Annotated in this window: 15 protein-coding genes and 1 pseudogene; 13 read left to right on the top strand and 3 right to left on the bottom strand. The window is 71.3% G+C overall.

The annotated features are described in order from the left end of the window. Positions 1 to 72: 72 nt before the first annotated feature. Positions 73 to 945 (top strand): ABC transporter ATP-binding protein, encoded by an 873-nt coding sequence (locus tag NQ160_RS03440; protein ID WP_257513843.1) that lies wholly within the window; start codon positions 73 to 75, stop codon positions 943 to 945. A 216-nt stretch (positions 946 to 1,161) separates the two neighbouring features. Here NQ160_RS03440 and NQ160_RS03435 read toward each other — a convergent pair whose 3' ends face one another. After that, entirely contained in the window at positions 1,162 to 1,635 is a 474-nt protein-coding gene (locus NQ160_RS03435; RefSeq protein WP_257513842.1) for a GNAT family N-acetyltransferase, read from the bottom strand. Positions 1,636 to 1,744: 109 nt separating this feature from the next. Here NQ160_RS03435 and rlmN point away from each other — a divergent pair, with 109 nt between their 5' ends. The 7 genes from rlmN to NQ160_RS03400 all read left to right on the top strand — a co-directional run bounded on the left by rlmN (position 1,745) and on the right by NQ160_RS03400 (position 9,256). Then, positions 1,745 to 2,989, top strand: a complete 1,245-nt coding sequence (gene rlmN, locus NQ160_RS03430; protein WP_257513841.1) for a 23S rRNA (adenine(2503)-C(2))-methyltransferase RlmN — start codon at positions 1,745 to 1,747, stop codon at positions 2,987 to 2,989. A gap of 78 nt (positions 2,990 to 3,067) precedes the next feature. After that, complete coding sequence (locus NQ160_RS03425; RefSeq protein WP_257513840.1) at positions 3,068 to 4,081, top strand: aldo/keto reductase family protein; 1,014 nt, start codon at positions 3,068 to 3,070, stop codon at positions 4,079 to 4,081. Then, entirely contained in the window at positions 4,081 to 4,566 is a 486-nt protein-coding gene (locus tag NQ160_RS03420) for an NUDIX domain-containing protein (RefSeq protein ID WP_257513839.1), read from the top strand. The genes NQ160_RS03425 and NQ160_RS03420 overlap by 1 nt, the downstream gene beginning before the upstream one ends. A 260-nt stretch (positions 4,567 to 4,826) precedes the next feature. Continuing rightward, positions 4,827 to 5,507 (top strand): GntR family transcriptional regulator, encoded by a 681-nt coding sequence (locus NQ160_RS03415; RefSeq protein ID WP_257513838.1) that lies wholly within the window; start codon positions 4,827 to 4,829, stop codon positions 5,505 to 5,507. A 12-nt stretch (positions 5,508 to 5,519) separates the two neighbouring features. Further along, complete coding sequence (locus tag NQ160_RS03410) at positions 5,520 to 7,046, top strand: MmgE/PrpD family protein (RefSeq protein WP_257513837.1); 1,527 nt, start codon at positions 5,520 to 5,522, stop codon at positions 7,044 to 7,046. Positions 7,047 to 7,161: 115 nt separating this feature from the next. Continuing rightward, entirely contained in the window at positions 7,162 to 8,061 is a 900-nt protein-coding gene (gene prpB, locus NQ160_RS03405; RefSeq protein WP_257513836.1) for a methylisocitrate lyase, read from the top strand. A 7-nt stretch (positions 8,062 to 8,068) separates the two neighbouring features. Continuing rightward, on the top strand, positions 8,069 to 9,256 hold the full coding sequence (locus NQ160_RS03400) for a bifunctional 2-methylcitrate synthase/citrate synthase (RefSeq protein WP_257513835.1): 1,188 nt from the start codon (positions 8,069 to 8,071) through the stop codon (positions 9,254 to 9,256). Positions 9,257 to 9,300: 44 nt separating this feature from the next. On the opposite strand, the gene NQ160_RS03395 is transcribed toward NQ160_RS03400, so the two are convergent. Next, the gene (locus tag NQ160_RS03395) at positions 9,301 to 10,056 is read right to left on the bottom strand and encodes an IclR family transcriptional regulator (RefSeq protein ID WP_285178397.1); all 756 of its coding nucleotides are present in this window, start codon (positions 10,054 to 10,056) and stop codon (positions 9,301 to 9,303) included. 97 nt (positions 10,057 to 10,153) lie between these two features. On the opposite strand from NQ160_RS03395, the gene NQ160_RS03390 reads away from it, so the two are divergent. After that, positions 10,154 to 12,340: a malate synthase G gene (locus NQ160_RS03390; protein WP_257513833.1), complete on the top strand. Its 2,187-nt coding sequence runs from the start codon at positions 10,154 to 10,156 to the stop codon at positions 12,338 to 12,340. Between the two features lie 355 nt (positions 12,341 to 12,695). On the opposite strand, the gene NQ160_RS03385 is transcribed toward NQ160_RS03390, so the two are convergent. Further along, complete coding sequence (locus tag NQ160_RS03385; protein ID WP_257513832.1) at positions 12,696 to 13,040, bottom strand: hypothetical protein; 345 nt, start codon at positions 13,038 to 13,040, stop codon at positions 12,696 to 12,698. A gap of 309 nt (positions 13,041 to 13,349) precedes the next feature. Between NQ160_RS03385 and pulA the strand changes: the two genes are divergently transcribed. The 4 genes and pseudogenes from pulA to NQ160_RS03365 all read left to right on the top strand — a co-directional run. Beyond that, positions 13,350 to 19,391 (top strand): pullulanase-type alpha-1,6-glucosidase, encoded by a 6,042-nt coding sequence (pulA, locus tag NQ160_RS03380; protein WP_257513844.1) that lies wholly within the window; start codon positions 13,350 to 13,352, stop codon positions 19,389 to 19,391. Between the two features lie 90 nt (positions 19,392 to 19,481). After that, entirely contained in the window at positions 19,482 to 20,258 is a 777-nt protein-coding gene (locus NQ160_RS03375) for an electron transfer flavoprotein subunit beta/FixA family protein (protein ID WP_257513831.1), read from the top strand. A 13-nt stretch (positions 20,259 to 20,271) separates the two neighbouring features. After that, positions 20,272 to 21,264: an electron transfer flavoprotein subunit alpha/FixB family protein gene (locus tag NQ160_RS03370; RefSeq protein WP_257513830.1), complete on the top strand. Its 993-nt coding sequence runs from the start codon at positions 20,272 to 20,274 to the stop codon at positions 21,262 to 21,264. A gap of 575 nt (positions 21,265 to 21,839) precedes the next feature. Further along, positions 21,840 to 22,405 (top strand): annotated as a pseudogene (locus tag NQ160_RS03365) (cytochrome b/b6 domain-containing protein); the annotation flags it as partial.

The following is a 22,405-nucleotide window of genomic DNA, read 5'->3' as shown; positions in this document are numbered from 1 at the left end:
GTGGTGGTGCGCCCCGCGCCCCCCCGCGGCGCCCCGCCCGCGCCCCGCGGCGCCCCCCCCCCCCCCGCGGCCGTGACCCAGGTGGAGGAAGGGCTGGCGGATGCCGCGCCCGGCGCCTATGACGTCGTGACCTACGCGTCGGATGCAGACCTGCGCGCCGCCGTCACCGCACGCGAGGTCGCCGGCGGTGTCGGCGTCGACGGGTCGGGAGTGACGGCCTACGTCGCGAGCGCCGCGTCGCCCGCGATCTCCGGTGCCGTCACCGCCGCCGCGCAGGGGCTCGGGCAGGCGGCGGGGGCCCCGGTGTCGGTCACCGACGTCGTGCCGCTGCCCGAGGCGGATCCCACCGGCATCGGCATCGGCGGGCTTGCGTTCCCGCTCGTGTTCGGCGGGATCGTGCCTGCTGTGGCCTTCCGCAAGGTGTTCGCGCGCCACCTCGGCTGGGCGGTCGCCGGCATCGCGACCTTCTCCGTCATCGGCGGGGCGATCGTCGCCGGAATCCTCGCCTTCTCGTTCGGCAGCATCGCCGCCGCGGCGTTCTGGCCGGTCGCCGGCGCGATGGCCCTCGGCATCGGCGCGTTGGCGCTCGCCCTCGCGGGGCTGCAGGAAGCCTTCGGGGGCAAGGGCTTCACGATCGGCGCCATGGTGATGATGTTCATCGGCAACCCGCTGGCCGGCATCGCGACGGGCGCCGCCTGGTTGCCCTCCGGACTCGGCCTGGCCGGGCAGCTGCTCCCGCCGGGGGCGACCGGCACGCTGGTGCGGTCGGTGGCGTACTTCGGCGGCTCGGGCGGTCTCGCCGCGGGGCTCACCCTCGCCGGGTGGGCGGCAGCCGGCATCCTGCTTCTGCTCGTCGGGGCGCGTCGTCGCGCGGCGCAGCCAGAGGCCGCGCCCTCGGCCTCGGTGGCCGTGGCCGAGCCGACCGCGGCCGTCGCCGCGGTCTGACCGCGCCGGGGACTCGCTGGCCCCCACGAGCCAGGGGTGCCGCGCCGCCGCCGTCGCCGTCGCCGTCGTCCGGCCCTCGCTCGCCTGTCGCGTTCTGTCGTTTCGCCGCGTGGGAAACCGCGATCCGCGACAGGCGAACCCCGGGCGGGCGATCGGCCGACAGGCGAACGCCGGGCGGGCGATCGGCCGCCGGGCCGGGGCGGGGCCCGGGCCTGCTCAGGCCAGCGGCTTCTGCAGGAAGACCTGGTCGCTCCCGTCGCCGGGGACCCGCTCCGACTCGGTGTAGCCCTCGCGCTCGTAAAGCCGCAGGTTCGCCTCGCTGAGCGACCCCGTGAAGAGTTCGGCCGTCCGAGCACCGGCATGCCGCCCGCGCCGCTCGACCGCCGTCAGCAGCTTCGTGCCGATGCCGCGCCCCTGCTGGTCGGGGGCGATCGCGATGCGCCCGATCAGCAGCAGTTCGCCGTCGCGTCGGGCACGCACGGCGCCCACGATGCGGGCGTCGTCGAGAGCGACGCAGCCGAGGTTGTCCACCAGCTCCGCCTGCACCTCCTCGAGGGTCTGCGTCAGCGGCGGCATGTCGGGGTCGCCGTAGATGAGTGCCTCGCTGACGAACGCCGCGCGCTGCAGGGTCAGCACCTCGCCGGCATCCTCGGGGCGGATGTCGCGGATTCTGATCGACTCGTCGCTCACCCCGTCACGGTATCCGCGCCGCCGCAGGGCGTTCCAGCCCTCCCGCGCCCCGCCGCGGTGTGGTAGCGCCACCAGCGCTCGCTCAGCGCGCCTCCCGTACCCTGGGAACATGACCGATTCCTCCCCCGTGCGCGCCACCAAACCGCGGCAGGTACGCCCGGCGACCGAGGGCTGGTCCCAGCAGAAGGATGCCGAGGGCCGCCCGCTGCTGCAGTTCGCGAGCCCCAAGCGCGGCAAGCCGCCGGTGCACCTCGCCGACCTCACGCCCGAGCAGCGCGTCGAGAAGGTGAAGGAGCTCGGGATGCCGGGCTTCCGCGCCGCACAGCTCGAGAAGCACTACTTCACGCACTACACCGCCGACCCTGCCCACATGACCGACCTCCCCGCCGCCGGTCGCGAGGAGCTCGTACACGGCATGCTGCCGCCGCTGCTGACCGAGGTGCGGCGCCTGGAGACCGACAAGGGCGACACGATCAAGTTCCTGTGGAAGCTGCACGACGGTGCCCTCGTCGAGTCGGTGCTCATGCGCTACCCCGGCCGCATCACGCTGTGCGTGTCGAGCCAGGCCGGCTGCGGCATGAACTGCCCGTTCTGCGCCACCGGCCAGGCGGGGCTGACCCGCAACATGTCGGCCGCCGAGATCGTCGACCAGGTCGTGCGGGCCAACCGCCTCATCGCCGAGGGCGGACTCGGCGACCCCCGCAAGGTGGGTCACGAGGGTGAGCGCGTCACCAACATCGTCTTCATGGGCATGGGTGAGCCCCTCGCCAACTACAACCGCGTCATGCAGGCCGTCCGCACGATGGTCGACAAGAAGCACGGCCTGGGCATGAGCGCCCGCGGCGTCACGGTCTCGACCGTCGGGCTGGTGCCGGCGATCCGCAAGCTCGCCGACGAGGACATCCCGGTGACGTTCGCCCTGTCGCTGCACGCCCCCGACGACCACCTGCGCGACGAGCTCATCCCGGTGAACTCCCGCTGGAAGGTCGACGAGGCGCTCGATGCCGCCCGCGAGTACTTCGACAAGACCGGTCGCCGTGTATCGATCGAGTACGCGCTCATCAAGGACATGAACGACCACGCCTGGCGGGCCGATCTGCTGGCCGAGAAGCTCAATGCGCGCGGCCGCGGATGGGTGCACGTGAACCCGATTCCGCTCAACCCGACGCCCGGGTCGATCTGGACCTCGTCCGACAAGGACGTGCAGGACGAGTTCGTCCGCCGTCTCAACGACGCCGGCGTGCCGACGACACTCCGCGACACCCGCGGCAAGGAGATCGACGGCGCGTGCGGTCAGCTCGTGGCCACCGAGGATGACGAGCGCGCCGCAGAGGACATGCCGGTCGAGGCCTGAGGTCCCGGCGCGTACACGGGCCGAGGGAGGATGTCCATGTCGGCCCTGCCTCGCCGAGAACGCGGGTAACGTTTTCCCATGGTCAACTATCGCTATCTCGGCAACTCTGGTTTCAAGGTCTCGGAAATCACCTACGGCAACTGGATCACCCACGCCTCGCAGGTTGGCAACGAGGCGGCGATCGCCACGGTGCACAAGGCCCTCGACCTCGGCATCACCTCGTTCGACACGGCGGACACCTACGCCAACACCGCCGCCGAAGAGGTGCTGGGTGAGGCGCTGAAGGGCCAGCCGCGCGAGTCGGTCGAGATCTTCACGAAGGTCTACTGGCCCATCGGCCGCAAGGGCCCCAACGACGTCGGCCTCAGCCGCAAGCACATCTTCGACGGCATCCACGGGTCGCTCAAGCGCCTCGGCGTCGACTACGTCGACCTGTACCAGGCGCACCGGTACGACTACGAGACCCCGCTCGAAGAGACGATGCAGGCCTTCGCCGACATCGTCCGTCAGGGCAAGGTGCTCTACATCGGCGTCTCGGAGTGGACCGCCGAGCAGCTTCGCGAAGGCCACGCCCTCGCGAAGGACCTGGGCGTGCAGCTCGTCTCCAACCAGCCCCAGTACTCCGCGCTGTGGCGCGTCATCGAGGGCAAGGTGATCCCGGCATCCGAAGAGCTCGGCATCTCGCAGATCGTCTGGTCGCCGATGGCGCAGGGCGTGCTCAGCGGCAAGTACCTGCCCGGTCAGCCGCTTCCCGAGGGGTCGCGCGCGACCGACGACAAGAGCGGCGCGACGTTCATCAAGCGCTTCATGAACGACGAGGTGCTCACCGCGGTGCAGAAGCTCAAGCCCGTGGCCGAGCAGGCCGGCCTGTCGATGCCGCAGCTCGCGATCGCGTGGGTGCTGCAGAACCCCAACGTCGCCGCCGCCCTCGTGGGGGCCTCGCGCCCCGAGCAGCTCGAGGACACCGTCAAGGCCTCGGGTGTCACGCTCGACGCCGACACGATGACCGCCATCGACGACGCCCTTTCGGGCGTGGCCGAGACCGACCCCGAGAACACCTACGAGGTCTCGCCGAAGTCCCGCCCGGCCTGATGCCCGTCCACAGCGCCGGTCTCCTGCTCTACCGGCTCGCCGACGGCGGGCCCGAGGTGCTGATCGCCCACATGGGCGGTCCGTACTGGGCGGGCAAGGAGACCGGCGCGTGGTCGATCCCCAAGGGCGAGTACGACCCCGACGCCGAGTCGGCACTGGATGCCGCACAGCGCGAGTTCCGTGAGGAGCTGGGAGTCGACCCGCCCGAAGGTCCGTACGCCGAGCTGGGCACCTACCCGTACTCGTCGGGCAAGCGGGTCACGGTGTTCGTCGCCGACGGCGGCGGGTTCACGGCGACCGCGGACGACTTCGTCTTCGGGGAGTTCGAGATGCCGTGGCCGCCCCGCTCGGGCAAGACGGCGCGGTTCCCCGAGGTCGACCGCGCGGGTTGGGTGGGGCTGAGTCTTGCGGCCGACCGGCTCGTGAAGGGGCAGCGCCCCGCGCTCGAGGCGTTGGCCACCCGCCTGCGGGGCGCCGGGGCGTAGGGCCGCGCCCGCCCGCGCGCCGGCCCCGCCCGCGGCTGCGCCGGTGCCTGCAGCGGCCTCGCGCCGCTCTGGCCCCGCCCGGCCGGCCGGGATGAGGAGATCTGCCGGGTTGAGGAGCGTATGCGGGGATCCGCCCTCATCCGGGCAGATCCCCTCACCCGGGCAGCTGTGCAGCCCCAGTGGTTGAGCGATGTATACGCAATTCCGTGCTAGCGGGACAGGACCGCCGCTGGGCGGGGTTTATGTATACACTGATGCCGATGGTTACCGACGGAGCGACCCAGGGGCGCGCGGGCGAACGCGCTTATGCGACTCTGCTCGCCGAGATCCAGTCGGGCGCACTCCCCGCCGGCACCGTGCTCGGCGAGGTCGAGCAGGCCGCCCGGCTCGGGGTGAGCCGCACTCCCTTGCGCGAAGCGCTGCGCCGCCTGACCGCCGACGGCCTGGTCACGCAGCAGTCCCCGCGCGTGACGGTGGTCACCGACGTGGAGCCGGGCGACATCCGGGCGCTGTTCGAATTGCGACGTGCCCTGGAAGAGACCGCCGCCGCCCTCGCAGCCCGCCGCGGCGACCGCGCCGTCTTCGCCCGCTTCGTCGAGCGGTTCGCCGACGTCGACCTCGCCGCCCCCGGCGGGCCCGACGCCTACTACGCCCTCATCGCACAGCTCGACGCAGAGGTCGACACCGCCGTGGCCAACGACTACTTCACCGCCGCGCTGAGGACCGTCCGCACGCACCTCGTGCGCGTGCGGCGCCTCGCCCGCGACAACCCCGACCGCCTTGCGGCATCCGTCGCCGAGCACCGGCTGATCGCCGCCGCGATCGCCGACGGCGACGCGGAACTGGCCGCCCACGCCACGCACATCCACCTGCACAACGCGCTCGCGAGCATCCTGACGTCGCTCGACGACGGCTCCGCCGCGCGCCCCGTCACGTTCTGAGAAAGGACACCCATGACCATCACGCACCACCTGCGCGTCCACCGCAGCGACGAGGACCTGCCCCGCGAGGGGCAGCTCGCCTGGCACATCGCCGAGGTTGCCACCGACCCGGTGCCCGTCGAGCCCGAGGTGGTCGACATGATCATCAACCGCGTGATCGACAACGCCGCCGTCGCCGCAGCCTCCCTCACCCGCGCCCCCGTCAGCGCCGCACGCCAGCAGGCCCTCGACCACGCCGTCTCGGTCGGCGGCACCGGCGCCACGGTGTTCGGCTGCGCCCTCGAGCGCCGCACGAGCCCCGAGTGGGCGGCCTGGGCCAACGGCGTCGCCGTGCGGGAGCTGGACTACCACGACACGTTCCTCGCCGCCGATTACTCCCACCCCGGCGACAACATCCCGCCGATCCTCGCCGTGGCGCAGCACGTCGGCGCCGACGGCGACGCGCTCGTGCGCGGCATCGCCACCGGCTACGAGATCCAGATCGACCTGGTGCGGGCCATCTGCCTGCACAAGCACAAGATCGACCACGTCGCCCACCTCGGCCCCTCGGCCGCCGCCGGCATCGGCACGCTGCTCGGTCTTTCCACCGAGACGATCTACCAGGCGGTCGGTCAGGCGCTGCACACCACCACCGCGACCCGCCAGTCGCGCAAGGGCGAGATCTCCACCTGGAAGGCGCACGCCCCCGCTTTCGCCGGCAAGATGGCCGTCGAAGCCGTCGACCGCGCGATGCGCGGCGAGACCTCCCCGTCGCCCATCTACGAAGGCGAGGACGGTGTCGTCGCCTGGATGCTCGACGGCCCCGACGCGTCGTACGACGTGCCGCTGCCCGCCGTGGGTGAGCCCAAGCGCGCGATCCTCGACTCGTACACGAAGGAGCACTCGGCCGAGTACCAGGCGCAGGCGTGGATCGACCTGGCGCGCAAGCTGCACGGCGAGCACCCGGAGGCCACCGACCCGGCCAACGTCGAGTCGATCGTGCTGCACACCTCGCACCACACCCACTACGTCATCGGCTCGGGCGCCAACGACCCGCAGAAGTACGACCCGACGGCATCCCGCGAGACGCTGGACCACTCGATCCCGTACATCTTCGCCGTCGCGCTGCAGGACGGGGGCTGGCACCACGTCGACTCCTACGCGCCCGACCGCGCGGCCAGGCCCGACACCGTGGCGCTCTGGCACAAGATCACCACGGCCGAGGATGCCGAGTGGACCCGCCGCTACCACTCCGAGGACCCCGCAGAGAAGGCGTTCGGCGGTCGCGTCGAGATCCGACTGACCGACGGTCGCGTCATCGAGGAGGAGATCGCCGTCGCCGACGCGCACCCCCTGGGGGCGCGCCCGTTCGCGCGCGAGGACTACATCCGCAAGTTCCGGATCCTCGCCGAGCCGGTGCTCGAGCCCGCCGAGATCGAGCGGTTCCTGGATCTTGCCCAGCGCCTGCCCGAGCTCACCGCCGATGAGGTGCGACAGCTCTCGATCGTTGCGAAGCCGGGCCTGCTGCTCGCGGCTCCGGCGCCGAAGGGCCTGTTCTAGACATGGCGTCGCGCACAACGTCGCCGATCGGGTGGGGTCGCGGGCCGGAATCGGCCGGTGGCGCTTCCCGCGCGATGGATCGGCGACGTTGTGCACGCCCGAGAGGAGACCACTGATGCTGTATTCGACCGTGACCCCCGCCGACAAGCGGCGACTGTTCCGCGAGCGCCTCGCCACGGGTGAGCTGCTGCGCTTTCCCGGGGCGTTCAACCCGCTGTCGGCGCGCCTCATCCAGCAGAAGGGGTTCGAGGGCGTCTACATCTCGGGCGCGGTGCTCTCGGCCGATCTCGGCTTGCCCGACATCGGGCTGACGACCCTCACCGAGGTCGCAGGGCGCGGGCAGCAGATCGCCCGCATGACCGACCTGCCGGCGATCATCGACGCCGACACCGGGTTCGGCGAGCCCATGAACGTCGCCCGCACGATCCAGACCCTCGAGGATGCCGGCATCGCCGGGGCTCACATCGAGGACCAGGTGAACCCCAAGCGGTGCGGCCACCTCGACGGCAAGGCGGTCGTCGACCAGGACACCGCGATCAAGCGCATCCGCGCCGCCGCCGACGCCCGCCGCGACCCGAACTTCCTCATCATGGCGCGCACCGATATCCGCGCCGTGGACGGGCTGGATGCCGCGATCGATCGGGCCAGGGCCCTCGTCGACGCCGGCGCCGACGCCATCTTCCCGGAGGCGATGCGTACCCTCGAGGAGTTCGCCGCAGTGCGTGCCGCCGTGGACGTGCCGATCCTGGCCAACATGACCGAGTTCGGAAAGAGCGACCTGTTCTCGGTCGACCAGCTGCGCGACGTCGGCGTGAACATCGTGATCTGGCCGGTGTCGCTCCTGCGCATCGCGATGGGCGCCGCGGGGCGCGCGCTGGATACGCTGAGCGCCGAGGGGCACCTCACCGGCAAGCTGGGGGAGATGCAGCACCGCGCCGACCTGTACGACCTGCTCGACTACGAGTCGTACAACCACTTCGACACCAACGTCTTCAACTTCGACATCGAGAAATGAGCGTGCGATGACCACCGACATCAAAAAGGGCCTCGCGGGCGTCGTCGCCGACGTGACCGCGATCTCCAAGGTCGACCCCGAGATCAACAGCCTCATGTACCGGGGATACCCGGTGCAGGAGCTCGCGGCCACGCAGCCGTTCGAAGCGGTCGCCTACCTGCTGTGGAACGGCGAGCTGCCCACCGATGAGCAGCTCGCGGAGCTGCGTGCGGTCGAGCGGGCCAACCGGGCGCTGTCGCCCGCGGTGAAGGCCCTCATCGACGCGGTGCCGCTGGAGGCCCACCCGATGGACGAGGTGCGCACGGTCGTCAGCCTCATCGGCGCGATCGACACTGCCGGTATGGACAACGTGCTCGATGCCGCAGGAACCCCGGCCGAGAACCTCGACCGCAGCATCCGCCTCTTCGCCGTGCTGCCGGCCGTCGTCGCCTACGGGCAGCGCCGCCGCCGCGGCGAGCAGCTCGTCGAGCCGCGCGAGGACCTCGATTACGCCGCCAACTTCCTCTGGATGACGTTCGGCGAGGAGCCGCATGCGGTGGTGGCCGACGCGTTCAACCGTTCGATGGTCCTCTACGCCGAGCACTCGTTCAACGCCTCGACCTTCACCGGTCGGGTCATCACGTCGACCCTCAGCGACCTGTACTCGGCCGTGGTCGGCGCCATCGGCGCGCTCAAGGGACCGCTGCACGGCGGCGCGAACGAGGCCGTGCTGCACATCTTCACCGAGATCGGCGATGCCGACAACGTCGTCCCGTGGCTCGACGAGGCCCTCGCGGCCAAGCGCAAGATCATGGGGTTCGGGCACCGCGTGTACAAGCGCGGCGACTCGCGCGTGCCGACCATGAAGGCGGCGCTGGACACCCTCGTCGCCCACTACGACCGACCCGACGTCGCCGCGCTCTACGACGCGCTCGAGTCCGAGTTCGTCGGCCGCAAGGGCATCTACCCGAACCTCGACTATCCGTCGGGCCCGGCCTACAGCCTGATGGGCTTCGACACCCTCACCTTCACACCGCTGTTCATCGCGGCGCGGGTGACCGGCTGGACCGCGCACGTGATGGAGCAGCAGGCGGCCAATGCCCTGATCCGCCCGCTGTCGGATTACAACGGTCCCGACGAGCGCCACATCGACGGCTACGTTCCGGATGCCGCAGAGGTCGAGGCGCTGCAGCGCGCGGAGGAAGCGGCGAGCTGAGGCGGCGCATCGCCCACCTGCCCGTGCCCGGCTGCGCCCCGCGCTCAGCCGGGCACGGCGGTGCGCAGCGTGGCGACCGCCTCGCGCAATGACCGCACCGCGGCGGGCGCGGACTCCAGCGTCACCCGCACCTCCGGGCCCGAGATCGACACGGCCGCCGGCAAAGCCATGCCCGGCACTGCCACGGCGAAGCACCGCACGCCGACCTCCTGCTCGCCCTCGTCGATCGCGTAACCGCGCTCGCGTATCACCCGCAGGTCGGAGAGCAGGTCCTCCTCGGTGCGCAGCGTGGTGTCGGTGAACTCCGGCATCCCCGTCCGCCGGACGAGGGCCAGCACGTCGGCGTCGGGCAGCTGCGCGAGCAGCGCCTTGCCCACGCCGGTGGCGTGTGGGAAGACCCGCCGCCCGACCTCGGTGAACATGCGCATCTGGTGCTTCGAGGGCGCCTGCGCGACGTAGGTGGCCATGTCGCCGTCGAGGACGGCGAAGTTCGCGCTCTCCTGCGTCGCCTCGCTGAGGGCGACCAGGGCCGGCTTCGCCCAGCCCGACAGGCGCCGCGTGGCGGCTTCGCCGAGCCGGATCAGGCCGGGGCCGAGCGTGTACCGGCGGGAGGGCAGCTGCATGACGTACCCGCGGGCGGCGAGGGTGCGAAGCAGCCGGTGGATCGTCGCGGGCGGCAGCGACAGTGCCGCGGCGATCTCGCCGACCCCGGCTTCGCCGCCGAGCATCGCGAGGGTCTCCAGGAGATCGAGCGTGCGGGCCACCGACTGCACGCCCGGTGCGGGGCTGTTTTCCGTCACGAATCCACGTCCATTCCGCTCTGTGGAATAAGCATTCCACAGAGCGAGGCGAACCTGGTAGCTTCGACGGCAATCCCCACCGAGAGGCAGAGTCGCCATGGACACCACGAGCACCGCTCGACAGCAGCGCGCCGACCTGAGCGTCGCGACGCCGATCCTCGCCTTCGCCGAGGAGGCGCTCGCCGCACAGGGGATGGATGCCGACGGATTCTGGGCCGGCGTCAGCGCGCTCCTGCGCGACCTGACGCCCCGAAACCGCGAGCTGCTTGCCGAGCGCGACCGGCTGCAGGCGCAGATCGACGACTACCACCGGAGCAACCCGGGGCTGCCTGACCCGGTCGAGTACCGGGCGTTCCTGGAACGCATCGGCTACCTCCTGGAGCAGCCGGCCCCCTTCGGCATCCGCACCGAGAACGTCGACCCCGAGATCGCAACCCTGGCCGGCCCCCAGCTGGTGGTGCCGCTGCTGAACGCGCGCTTCGCCGTCAACGCCGCCAACGCACGCTGGGGATCCCTCTACGACGCGCTCTACGGCACCGACGCGATCCCCGAGGAAGGGGAGCTGGCGCCCGGCGCGGAGTACAACCCGCAGCGCGGCGCCGCAGTCATCGCCTACGGCCGCCGTCTGCTCGACGAGGTCGCGCCCCTCACCCGTGGCTCGCACGCCGATGCGGAGAACTACCGCGTCGAGGACGGCCGCCTGCTGGTGACCGTGGCGGGGGAGGATGCCGCTCTGCAGCATGCCGACGCCTTCGCCGGGTACACCGGCGACGCGGCCCAGCCCTCGTCGGTGCTGCTGCGCCACCACGGCCTGCACCTGGATGTGCTGATCGACCGCGCCGGGCGCATCGGCGCCACCGACCGGGCGGGCATCGATGACATCGTCGTGGAGTCGGCGCTGACGACGATCATGGACCTCGAGGACTCCGTCGCCGCCGTCGACGCCGACGACAAGGCGCTCGGGTACCGCAACTGGCAGGGGCTGGTGACCGGCACGCTCACCGCCGAGCTCGTCAAGAACGGCCGCGCCTTCACCCGCCGGATGAACGACGACCGCCGCTACACCGCGCCGGACGGTGCGGAGTTCGCCCTTCCCGGCCGTTCGCTGCTGCTCGTGCGCAACGTGGGGCACCTGATGACGACGGACGCCATCACGGATGCCGCGGGGGAGCCGGTGCCCGAGGGCATCCTGGATGCGATCATGACGGCCGTCGGCGCGCTGCCCGACCTGCGCGGCGATCGGGCGGGGACGAACTCCCGCACCGGGTCGCTGTACATCGTGAAGCCGAAGATGCACGGGCCGACGGAGGTCGCCTTCACCGTGGAGCTGTTCTCCCGCGTCGAGGGCCTGCTGGGTCTGCCGGAGAACACCCTCAAGGCCGGCATCATGGACGAGGAGCGGCGCACCACCCTCAACCTGCGCGCGGCGATCGCCGAGGCAGCGGACCGCATCGTCTTCATCAACACCGGGTTCCTCGACCGCACCGGCGACGAGATCCACACCTCGCTGCACGCCGGCCCGGTGGTGCCCAAGGCCGCCATCAAGGCGCAGCCGTTCCTCGGCGCGTACGAGGACGCCAACGTGGATGCCGGGCTCGGCGCCGGTTTCATCGGCCGCGCCCAGATCGGCAAGGGGATGTGGGCCATGCCCGACCTCATGCACGACATGCTGGAGCAGAAGATCGCACAGGTGCGCTCCGGCGCCACGACGGCGTGGGTTCCCTCGCCCACCGCGGCCACTCTGCACGCCCTGCACTACCACCAGGTCGACGTCGCCGAGGTGCAGCGCACCGTCGCGGAGCGGCCCCCGCGCGGCATCGACGACATCCTGATCCCGCCGCTGCAGACCGAGCCGCTGGGCCGTGACGCGGTGCTGGCCGAGGTCGACAACAATGTGCAGTCGATCCTCGGGTACGTGGTGCGGTGGATCGACCAGGGCGTCGGATGCTCGAAGGTCCCCGACATCAACGGCATCGCACTGATGGAGGACCGGGCCACGCTCCGCATCTCGAGCCAGCTGCTCGCCAACTGGCTGGCCCACGACGTCATCGACACCGATGACGTCGACCGCAGCCTCGAGAAGCTCGCGGCGGTCGTCGACGCGCAGAACGCCGGCGACCCCGACTACGAGCCGCTGCTCGACGACGAGGGGCGTGGCCGCGGAATCGCGTTCGAGTCCGCCCGCCGCCTGATCGTCGAGGGCGCCGCGCAGCCCAACGGATACACCGAACCGATCCTGCACGAGATGCGGCGCCGCAAGAAGGCCGAACTCGCCGCCGAGTGAGTATTCGCGGTCTCGAGTGAGTATTCGCGGTCGCGAGTGAGTATTCGACGTCGCGAGTGAGTCTGCGACGACGCGAGTGGGCACTCGTGCTCGCGACGTCGCTTGACGCCCTTTCGCGGAATCCCGACCGGCGCCGGCTACCCGGCACCCTCGACGGGATTCGCATCGAGTTGAGCGTCCGCGCACGGTCGTGCTGCGTACCCGCGCGCCGAAGATCTACAAACTCCGCTGGAGACAGACCTGACCAACGCGGCCCTCGAGGCGCCCACGCCGCTGGCGCCGCTGCCGTTCGAGCTGGTGGGGCGGGCCTCCGCCGGGGCTCCGCGTCGCGGCGGAGCTTTTCGTATACGGTGCGTCAGCAGTTGACGAGGCTGTCGAACCGCCCCCCGCTCCCCGTCGTGTGCGTCTTGGTGGCACCCGAGGCGATGGTCATGCAGGCGCTGTCGTTCGCAAACGCCCACACCACCTTGACGCGCTTTGTGGAAGCGCAGTTGTTCTTGACAGTCGCCTTCATCCTCAGCCAGCTGGTGCGGGCGGTCTTCACCGACACGCACGTCGGAGCCGTGGCTGCCTTCACCGAGACGGCGGCGACAGAGCGATCTGCGGGCGCCGCGGCGGAGGCGGCCGGAGGGACCGCGATCAGCGACCCGGCGAGGAGGACAGCTGCGGACAGGGCTGTGATGCGTCGTTTCGTCGTCATGGGCGTGATGCTAGCGACTGTTCGTGATCTCAAACGCGAATGGGATGAAAAGCCCGGACCGAGCCCTGATCGGAGCGCAAGACGCGCCTGGAGCCTCGAGAGGTAGCGCCCATCGACGATTCGCATCGATCCCGCTACGCGATGGCAGGGAGAGGGAGGACAATCAGACTTCTTCAGTACCACTGCCCACATGAGCGGACTCTCATGTCCGCAGCCGGGAACCGCCCGCAGCGTGTCGGTACCCGCTGCTAGCGTCGGTGGAATCCCCCGGTACATCGCCGTACCCGCTTTCCAGGAGTGACCGTGCCAATGACGCCCCCCTCCCGCGCCCGCCGCATGCTGGCATCCCTCGCCGCAGCGGCACTGGTCCTCACCGGATCGGTCGTCGCCACCGCGGCGCCGGCGCTCGCCGCCGACCGCACGTTCGCCCTCGTCGGCAGCCTGCAGAACGAGTTGGGATGCTCCGACGACTGGCAGCCCGACTGCGCGGCGACCGAGCTCGCGGCCACCGACGAGGCGGGCGTCTTCGCGGCCGAGTTCGAGGTGCCCGCCGGCAGCTACGAGTACAAGGTCGCCGTCGACGACACCTGGGATGAGGCGTACGGGCTCGACGGCGGCGCCGACAACATCCCGCTGACCATCGACGGCCCCGCGACCCTGCGCTTCGTCTTCGACGACACCACCCACCGTGTGGGCCTCGAGGCGCTCAGCGTCCGCGGCGACTACGACGGAGACATCGACGGCGACCTGGTCGCCCCGCCGGTGCGTCAGCCCGGCTCCGCCGAGCAGTTCTACTTCGTCATGACCGACCGGTTCGCCAACGGCGACCCCGGCAACGACACCGGCGGCATCGAGGGCGACCGCTTCGCGCACGGCTTCGACCCGACCGACAAGGGCTTCTACAACGGCGGCGATATCGCGGGGCTCCGCTCCCAGCTCGACTACATCGCCGGCCTCGGCACCACGGCGATCTGGCTCACCCCCAGCTTCGCCAACCGGCCGGTGCAGGGCGAAGGGGCGGATGCCAGTGCCGGCTACCACGGCTACTGGATCACCGACTTCACGCAGATCGACCCGCACCTGGGCACCAACGCCGAACTCGAGGCCCTCATCGCCGAGGCGCACGCGCAGGACATCAAGGTCTACTTCGACATCATCACCAACCACACCGCCGACGTCATCGGCTACGAAGAGGGCGTCTACGACTACGTCGACGCGGCGACCGAGCCGTACCGCGATGCCGCGGGCAACGCCTTCGACCCCGCCGACTACGCCGGTACCGGCGACTTCCCCGCCCTCGACGCCGCCACGAGCTTCCCGTACACCCCGGTCGTGGACCCCGCCCTGCAGGACGCGAAGACCCCCGCGTGGCTGAACGACCCGACGCTGTACCACAACCGCGGAAACACGGTCTGGGAGGGCGAGTCGGTGACGCTCGGCGACTTCGACGGGCTCGACGACCTCATGACCGAGCACCCCACGGTCGTCGAGGGCTTCGTCGACGTCTACCAGGGCTGGATCGACCTCGGCATCGACGGCTTCCGCATCGACACCGTCAAGCACGTGAACCCGGAGTTCTGGGAGCAGTGGTCCACCGAGGTGCTGGACTACGCCCGCGAGGTCGCAGGCAAGCCCGGCTTCTTCATGTTCGGCGAGGTGTACGACGCCGACCCCGCCAAGCTCGCGCCCTACGTGCGCGACACCGACATGAACTCGGTGCTCGACTTCGCGTTCCAGTCCGCCGCGGTCGGCTACGCCGCCGGCAACAGTGCGCGCGGCCTGCAGTCCCTGTACGCCGGCGACGACCGGTACACGACCCCGGATTCCTCTGCCACGGCCCTCCCCACCTTCCTCGGCAACCACGACATGGGCCGCGTCGGCTACCTGCTGCAGTCGGCCCCCGACGCGCTGCAGCGCGATCTGCTCGCCCACGAGCTGATGTTCTTCGGCCGCGGGCAGCCCGTGGTCTACTACGGCGACGAGCAGGGCTTCGCGGGTCCCGGCGGCGACAAGAGCGCCCGCCAGACGCTGTTCGCCAGCGCCGTGCCCGAGTACACCGACCAGAACCTGATCACCGGCGAAGTAGCCGGATCGGTTGACCGTTACGACATGGCGGCACCGATCTACACGCACATCGCCACCCTCGCCGAGCTGCGGGAAGACCACCCCGCCCTCGTCACCGGCGCGCAGATCGAGCGCCACGCCGACAACGGCGCCGGCGTCTACGCGTTCTCCCGCGTCGACCGCGACGAGAAGGTCGAGTACCTCGTCGCGCTGAACAACACCGCCGCACCCGCGACGGCGCAGATCCCGACCCTCACCGCCGACGCTTCCTTCGCCCCGCTCTACGGCACCGACACCGCCGTCACGAGCGGCGCCGATGCCGTGGCCGAGGTCACCGTGCCGGCGCTTTCGGCCGTCGTCTACCGTGCCGACGCCCCCGTCACCGATCCCGCCGGTGGCCCCGAGATCACCGTCTCGGCCCCGACGCCCGGCGCCGCACTGAGCGGGTCCGTCGCCGTCTCGGCCGACGTCGACGACACCACCTGGCAGGAGACGAGCTTCGCCTGGCGCGTGGTCGGTTCCGACGAGTGGCAGCCGCTCGGCACCGCCGAGAGCACCAGCCCGCGCGTCTTCCACGACATCCGCGACCTCGCCCCGGGCACCCTCGTGGAGTACCGCGCCGTGGCGACGGATGCCGGCGGCGACCGCGCCGCGGCATCCACCTACGCCTCCGTGGGCAACGCCGTCTCGCTCGAGGTCCCCGAAGAGCCCGAGCAGCCGATCGACATGGTGACCATCGCGGGCAGCCTCAACTCCGAGCTCGGCTGCCCTGGCGACTGGACCCCCGGCTGTGAAGCGGCGAACCTGACGCTCGGCGCCGACGGCATCTGGGCCGGCACGTTCGACCTGCCCGCCGGCGACTACGAGTACAAGGCCGCACTCAACGGCTCGTGGGACATCAACTACGGCGCCGGTGGCGTGGCGAACGGCGCGAACATCGCGATCTCGCACCCCGGCGGCGCCATCTCGTTCTACTTCGACCCGCGCAGCAACATCGTGCAGTCCAGCGCCGAGGGCCCCATCGTCACCCTCCCCGGCTCCGTCCAGAGCGAGCTCGGCTGCGCCGGCGACTGGATGCCGGAGTGCCTGGCGACCCTCATGGCCGACGCCGACCGCGACGGGGTGTACGAATTCACCACCGATGCGATCCCCGCCGGCGCCTACGAGATCAAGGTCGCCCACGGCCTCAGCTGGGACGAGAACTACGGTGTCGGCGGCGCGCCGGGCGGCGCGAACTACGCCTTCACCGTCGCCGAGGGCACCGCCGTGGTCTTCCGCTACACCCTGGCGACCCACGTGCTCGAGATCGACGTCGCCGACCCGCCGCTTGCCGGGGTCGGCCAGTCGCGCGCGCACTGGATCGACGCTGAGACCCTCGCGTGGCCGGCCGACCTGGGCGCCGACCCGGCGGATGCCACCTGGCAGCTGCACGCCGCAGCCGACGCGTCACTGATCGTCACCGACGACGGGGTCGCCGGCGGCGAGAGCATCGACCTCGAGCGGGTGGGGGGCGGCCTCACCGAGGCGCAGCGCGAGCGGTTCCCGGCGCTGGCCGGGTTCGTCGCGCTGCGGCTCCCCGATGCGGATGCCGCCGGCGAGCTGCTGCGCGGTCAGCTGATGGTGTCGCAGCAGGGCGGCGACGGTGCGCTCAGCGCCGCGACCGGCGTGCAGATCCCGGGCGTGCTCGACGACCTCTACGCCGACGCGGCCGCCGACGCCGACCTCGGCGTGACGTTCCGCGGCAACAAGCCCACCTTCCGGCTGTGGGCCCCCACCGCGCAGTCGGTCACCCTGCTGACGTGGGACGGGCCCACCGGCCACACCGCCCGCGACGAAGGAACGCCGACGCGTCATGAGGCGACGCGCGATGCGGCATCCGGTGTCTGGGAGGTGCCGGGCAAGCGCGGCCTCAAGGGCGACGAGTTCCTGTGGGAGGTCGTCGTCTACGCCCCCGAGACCGGGGCGATCGAGACCAACCTGGTCACCGACCCGTACTCGCATGCGCTCACGACGAACTCGGTGCGGTCGGTCGCGATCGACCTGGCCGACAAACAGTGGCGCCCGCGGGCCTGGGAGCGCACGAAGGCGCCCGTGATCGACCGCCCCGTGGACCGCGCGATCTACGAGCTGCACGTGCGCGACTTCTCCCTCACCGACACGTCGGTGCCCGAGGCGGAGCGGGGCACCTACCGCGCCTTCACCCGCGACAGTGCGGGTACCCAGCAGCTGCGGCAGCTGGCGGATGCCGGCATCAACACCGTGCACCTGCTCCCCACCTTCGACATCGCCACGATCGAGGAGAACCGCGCACTGCAGGCGCAGCCCGCGTGCGACCTGGCGTCGTTCGGCCCGGCATCCACCGAGCAGCAGGCGTGCGTCGAGGCGATCGCCGACGCCGACGGCTTCAACTGGGGCTACGACCCGTACCACTTCACCGCTCCCGAGGGCTCGTACGCCGTCGACCCCGAGGGTGGGGCCCGCGTGCACGAGTTCCGCGAGATGGTGGGCGCCCTTCACGGCATGGGAATGCAGGTCGTGCTCGACCAGGTGTTCAACCACAGCGCGCAGTCGGGTCAGGGGGAGAAGTCGGTGCTCGACCGGGTCGTCCCCGGCTACTACCACCGGCTGAACCTCACCGGCGGCGTCGAGACGTCCACCTGCTGCCAGAACGTCGCCACCGAGCACGAGCTGGCCGAGAAGCTGATGGTCGATTCCGTTGTCACCTGGGCGCGCGATTACAAGGTCGACGGGTTCCGGTTCGACCTCATGGGCCACCACTCGACGGCGAACATGCAGGCCGTCCGCGATGCGCTGGACGCGCTCACGATGAAGAAGGACGGCGTCGACGGGTCGAAGGTCTACCTCTACGGCGAGGGATGGAACTTCGGCGAGGTCGCCGATGACGCCCTGTTCCCGCAGGCGCGGCAGGGGAACCTCGGCGGCACCGGCATCGGCACCTTCAGCGACCGGCTGCGGGATGCCGTGCACGGCGGCAGCCCGGTGGCAGGCGAGACGGTGCAGCAGCAGGGCTTCGGCACGGGCCTCGGCACCGACCCGAACGGCAACCCGATCAACGGCACCCCCGAGCAGGCGCTGGCCGACCTCGCGCACCAGACCGACCTGGTGAAGCTGGGGCTCGCGGGCAACCTGCGGGACTTCACCCTTACCGACTCCACCGGCACCGTGCGCGCCGGTGACGAGCTCGACTACCGCGGCGCCCCCGCCGGGTACGCGGAGCAGCCCGAAGAGATCATCACCTACGTCGACGCGCACGACAACGAGACGCTCTACGACCTTTCAGTACTGAAGCTCCCCGCCGACACGCCCATGGCCGACCGGGTGCGCATGAACACGCTGTCGCTGGCGACCACCGCCTTCGCGCAGACGCCGTCGTTCTGGCACGCCGGCACCGAGCTGTTGCGCTCGAAGTCGCTCGACCGCAACAGCTACAACTCCGGCGACTGGTTCAACCGCATCGACTGGACCGGGCAGGAGTCGACGTTCGGCTCGGGTCTGCCGCGCGCCGCAGACAACGAGGACAAGTGGCCGATCATGGCGCCGCTGCTGGCCGACCCGGCGCTCAAGCCCGCCGCCGCCGACATCGCCGCGGCTGAGGCCGCGGCGCTCGACCTGCTGCGCGTGCGCGAGGAGGTCGGGCTGCTGCGCCTGGGCTCGGCCGAGCTGATCCAGCAGAAGGTGTCGTTCCCCGGCAGTGGTCCGGATGCCGCGCCTGGCGCCCTCGTCATGCTGATCGACGACGTGGTCGGCGAGGACGTCGACCCCGAGCTGGAGGGGGCGCTGGTGGCGTTCAACGCCTCGCCCGAGCCGATCACGCAGACGCTCCCGGAGCTGTCGGGTCGTGCGTTCGCGCTCACTCCCGCGCTGGCGAACGGTGCGGACCCCGTCGTGAAGACGACGACATGGGACGCGGCAGCCGGCACCCTCACCGTGCCGCCGCGCACGGCCGTTGTGCTGGTGGAGCGTGAGCCGGTCGCGACCTCCGTGGCTGCCGTGGCGGACCGGGTGCTCGTGAAGGCGGGCCAGAAGGTCACCGTGACCGCGTGGGTGTCCAGCGCCGACCGCAGTGCGCCGGTCGGGACCGTGACCGTCTCGGACGGTGGGCGGGTGCTGGCCACGGCGGACGTCCCCGCTTCCGCTCTGGGGAAGGTCTCCGTGGCGCTGCCGGCGCTCCCGCGCGGGCTGCACCTGCTGCGGGTGTCCTTCTCGGGGGGCGCCGCGCACGGCGACTCGCGCGCAGTACTGCCGGTGCCGGTCGTCGTCTTCTGAGCGCGCCGCCCCGCCCCGGCACCCGAGTCGAGGCCGGTCATCGGCGTGCGTGGGAATTGTATAGAATCGACCGAGGCGTGAGGAGAGTCAATGAAGATTGTCGTGCTGGTGAAAGAGGTTCCGGACACCTACGGTGACCGCAAGCTGAACCTCGAGACCGGGTTGGCGGACCGCGATGCCGGTGAGCGGGTGCTCGATGAGATCGGCGAGCGGTCCCTCGAAGTCGCGCTGAGCTACGCCGACAAGAACCCCGGTACCGAGGTGGTCGTGCTCTCGATGGCGCCGGAGGCGTCGGTCGCGACCATCCGCAAGGGGCTCGCGATGGGCGCGGCATCCGCTGTGCAGATCGTCGACGACGCCCTCGCCGGTGCCGACCTGGGTCTCACCGCCGAGGTGCTGGCCGCTGCTGTCAAGCGCGCGGGCTTCGACCTCGTGATCACCGGCAACCAGTCCACCGACGGCTCCGGCGGTGTCATCGGTGCGATGATCGCCGAGCACCTGGGGGTGCCGCACGCGACCGCCCTCGCCGCCGTCGAGATCTCCGAGGGATCCGTTTCGGGCACGCGCGTGACCGACGCCGGCACCGCCCGCGTCACCGCCCCACTGCCCGCCGTCATCTCGGTGACCGAGGCTCTCCCCGACGCCCGCTTCCCGAACTTCAAGGGCATTATGGCGGCGAAGAAGAAGCCGTTCGAGACGGTCTCGCTGGCCGACCTCGGTGTGGATGCCGGTGTCGACACCGTCGCCCGGTCGATCATGACCGCGGTGAGCGAGAAGCCGCCGCGTTCGGCGGGCGTGAAGATCACAGACGAGGGCGATGCGGGCGAGAAGCTCGCGGCGTTCCTCATCGACAACCGGCTGGCGTGAGGGGCATCGCATCATGACTGACTTCGCTGCAGATTCGATCCTCGTCCACCTCGACGTGCTGCCCAGCGGCAAGCTGGCCAAGTCCGCCGCCGGCCTGCTCGGAGCCGCCGCATCGGTGGGAACCCCCGTCGCCGTGATCGTCGCCGGCGCCGAGCGCCACGACGAGCTGGCCGCAGCTGCCGGTGCGCTCGGCGCACAGGCGGTGCTCGTGGCCGACCTCGGCGGCGCCGACACCGCGCTGACCGTGCCGCTCGTGGATGCTCTCGCCGCCGCCGCCGACCTGGTGCAGCCGGACGCCGTGCTCATCTCCAACTCCATCGAGGGCCGCGACATCGCCGGACGGTTCGCCGCCCGCACGAAGCGCGCGCTCTCAGTCGACGCCGTGGGCGTCGCCCGCGACGATGAGGGCGTGTTGGCTCAGCACTCCGTCTACGGCGGTGCGTACAACGTCACCTCGGCGCCTACCTTCGGCGCCTACGTCATCACGGTGCGCCAGGGCGCCGTCGACGCCCGCGCCGAGGCCGTCGCCTCGCCGGCCGTCACGGCGCTTCAGGTCACCCCCTCGGGAGCGCCCGCCGCCGTCATCGAATCGTTCGAGGAAGCCGTCGTCGCCTCGACGCGGCCGGAACTGCGCGGTGCCGGCAAGGTCGTCTCGGGCGGCCGCGGGCTGGGCTCGGGTGAGCAGTTCGCGCTCGTGGAGCAGCTCGCCGACACCCTCGGTGCCGCCATCGGCGCCTCGCGCGCCGCGGTGGATGCCGGCTACGTGCCCTACTCCTACCAGGTCGGCCAGACCGGAGTGTCGGTGTCGCCGCAGCTGTATGTCGCTCTCGGCATCTCCGGTGCGATCCAGCACAAGGCCGGTATGCAGACCGCCAAGACCATCGTCGCCATCAACAAGGACGCCGACGCCCCGATCTTCGACATCGCCGACTTCGGCGTGGTGGGCGACCTCTTCCAGGTCGTTCCGCAGCTGATCGCGGCGCTCGAGGCGAACAAGGCCAAGTAGTCGTGGCGACATACGGGCGAACGGTGCGCCGGGGCCTTCCGCGGGTGTCCGGGGGAGAGCCGTGGCCGCCCGCCGGTGACGCTCCGGCGACGCTCGCGGGTGCAGCTTCCGACGCGGGTATCGGTGCCTCTGCTGCGGCCGAGGTCCCGGCCCCGGCTGCGGTTCCCGCCGCGCCCGCGGCTCCCGCTGCCGAATCCGTGCCCACGGTGGCGTCCGCCCCCGCCCAGCCGGCACCTACTGCCGACGCCCAGCCAGCTCAGCCGCTGGACGCGACCGGCGAACCGGCCCGATCGGGCTCGACGCTGCGCCGCGGCCTGCCGCGGGTGCCGGGTGGCGAGCCCTGGCCGCCTGCAGGCTCCGGTCCGGCTGCGGCCGCACCCGCGGCCGCACCGACCCCGGTCGCGCCCACCGAGGCGAGCGCGGCTCCTGCACCCGCACCAGCCGCCGCGCCCGCCGCTGCTGCTGCTGCGGCCACGACGGCTACGGGTGGCGATGCCGTACCGCTGCGCCGCGGTCTGCCGCGAGTCACCGGAGGCGACCCCTGGCCGCCCGCCGGCACCGCGCAGCCTCGCGCGGTGAGTGCTCCGACCGAGGCCGCCCCGGCTTCCGCCGAGGCCCCGGCGGCCCCGGCGGAAACGGTCGCACCTGCCTCCGTCCCCGCGGCATCCGCCACCGTCCCGGCCGCCGCCGCGGCATCCACCGCGCCCGCTGCCGCGGCATCCACCGCCGTCGCTACCGGACCGCGCCCGCCGCTCACCGTGCCGCGCACGGTGTGGCCGGGTGCTGCGGCATCCCGTCGTCCGGCTCCGAAGCCCGAACCCCGCCGCATCGGACCGTTCACCCGCGGCCAGTGGGCCGGTGTGGTCATCGTCGGCGGCGGCGCCCTGCTGGTCGCCGCGGCGATGGCGGTCTTCTTCGTCCGGTGGTTCCTGAGCCTGGAGTTCATGCAGGAGTTCCTCGCCACCTACCCCGGCGAGTACCACCTGCCCGAGGGCGCCCCCATCGGGTTCCCTGCGTGGCTGGGGTGGCAGCACTTCTTCAACGCCTTCCTCATGGTGCTGATCATCCGCACCGGCTTGCAGGTGCGCACCGAGAAGCGGCCCACCGTGTTCTGGACGCCGCGCCGCGACAAGAAGGGCAA

This window comes from Microbacterium sp. zg.Y909 (genome assembly GCF_024626565.1).
This window is presented reverse-complemented; position numbering and strand designations above follow the sequence as displayed.

Excerpts from the sequence above, each read along its gene's own strand:
- rlmN (WP_257513841.1), top strand. The coding sequence starts at position 1,745 with ATGACCGATTCCTCCCCCGTGCGCGCCACCAAACCGCGGCAGGTACGC.
- prpB (WP_257513836.1), top strand. The coding sequence starts at position 7,162 with ATGCTGTATTCGACCGTGACCCCCGCCGACAAGCGGCGACTGTTCCGC.
- NQ160_RS03425 (WP_257513840.1), top strand. The coding sequence starts at position 3,068 with ATGGTCAACTATCGCTATCTCGGCAACTCTGGTTTCAAGGTCTCGGAA.
- NQ160_RS03385 (WP_257513832.1), bottom strand. The coding sequence starts at position 13,040 with ATGACGACGAAACGACGCATCACAGCCCTGTCCGCAGCTGTCCTCCTC.
- pulA (WP_257513844.1), top strand. The coding sequence starts at position 13,350 with ATGACGCCCCCCTCCCGCGCCCGCCGCATGCTGGCATCCCTCGCCGCA.
- NQ160_RS03390 (WP_257513833.1), top strand. The coding sequence starts at position 10,154 with ATGGACACCACGAGCACCGCTCGACAGCAGCGCGCCGACCTGAGCGTC.
- NQ160_RS03370 (WP_257513830.1), top strand. The coding sequence starts at position 20,272 with ATGACTGACTTCGCTGCAGATTCGATCCTCGTCCACCTCGACGTGCTG.
- NQ160_RS03415 (WP_257513838.1), top strand. The coding sequence starts at position 4,827 with ATGGTTACCGACGGAGCGACCCAGGGGCGCGCGGGCGAACGCGCTTAT.
- NQ160_RS03375 (WP_257513831.1), top strand. The coding sequence starts at position 19,482 with ATGAAGATTGTCGTGCTGGTGAAAGAGGTTCCGGACACCTACGGTGAC.
- NQ160_RS03410 (WP_257513837.1), top strand. The coding sequence starts at position 5,520 with ATGACCATCACGCACCACCTGCGCGTCCACCGCAGCGACGAGGACCTG.
- NQ160_RS03400 (WP_257513835.1), top strand. The coding sequence starts at position 8,069 with ATGACCACCGACATCAAAAAGGGCCTCGCGGGCGTCGTCGCCGACGTG.
- NQ160_RS03420 (WP_257513839.1), top strand. The coding sequence starts at position 4,081 with ATGCCCGTCCACAGCGCCGGTCTCCTGCTCTACCGGCTCGCCGACGGC.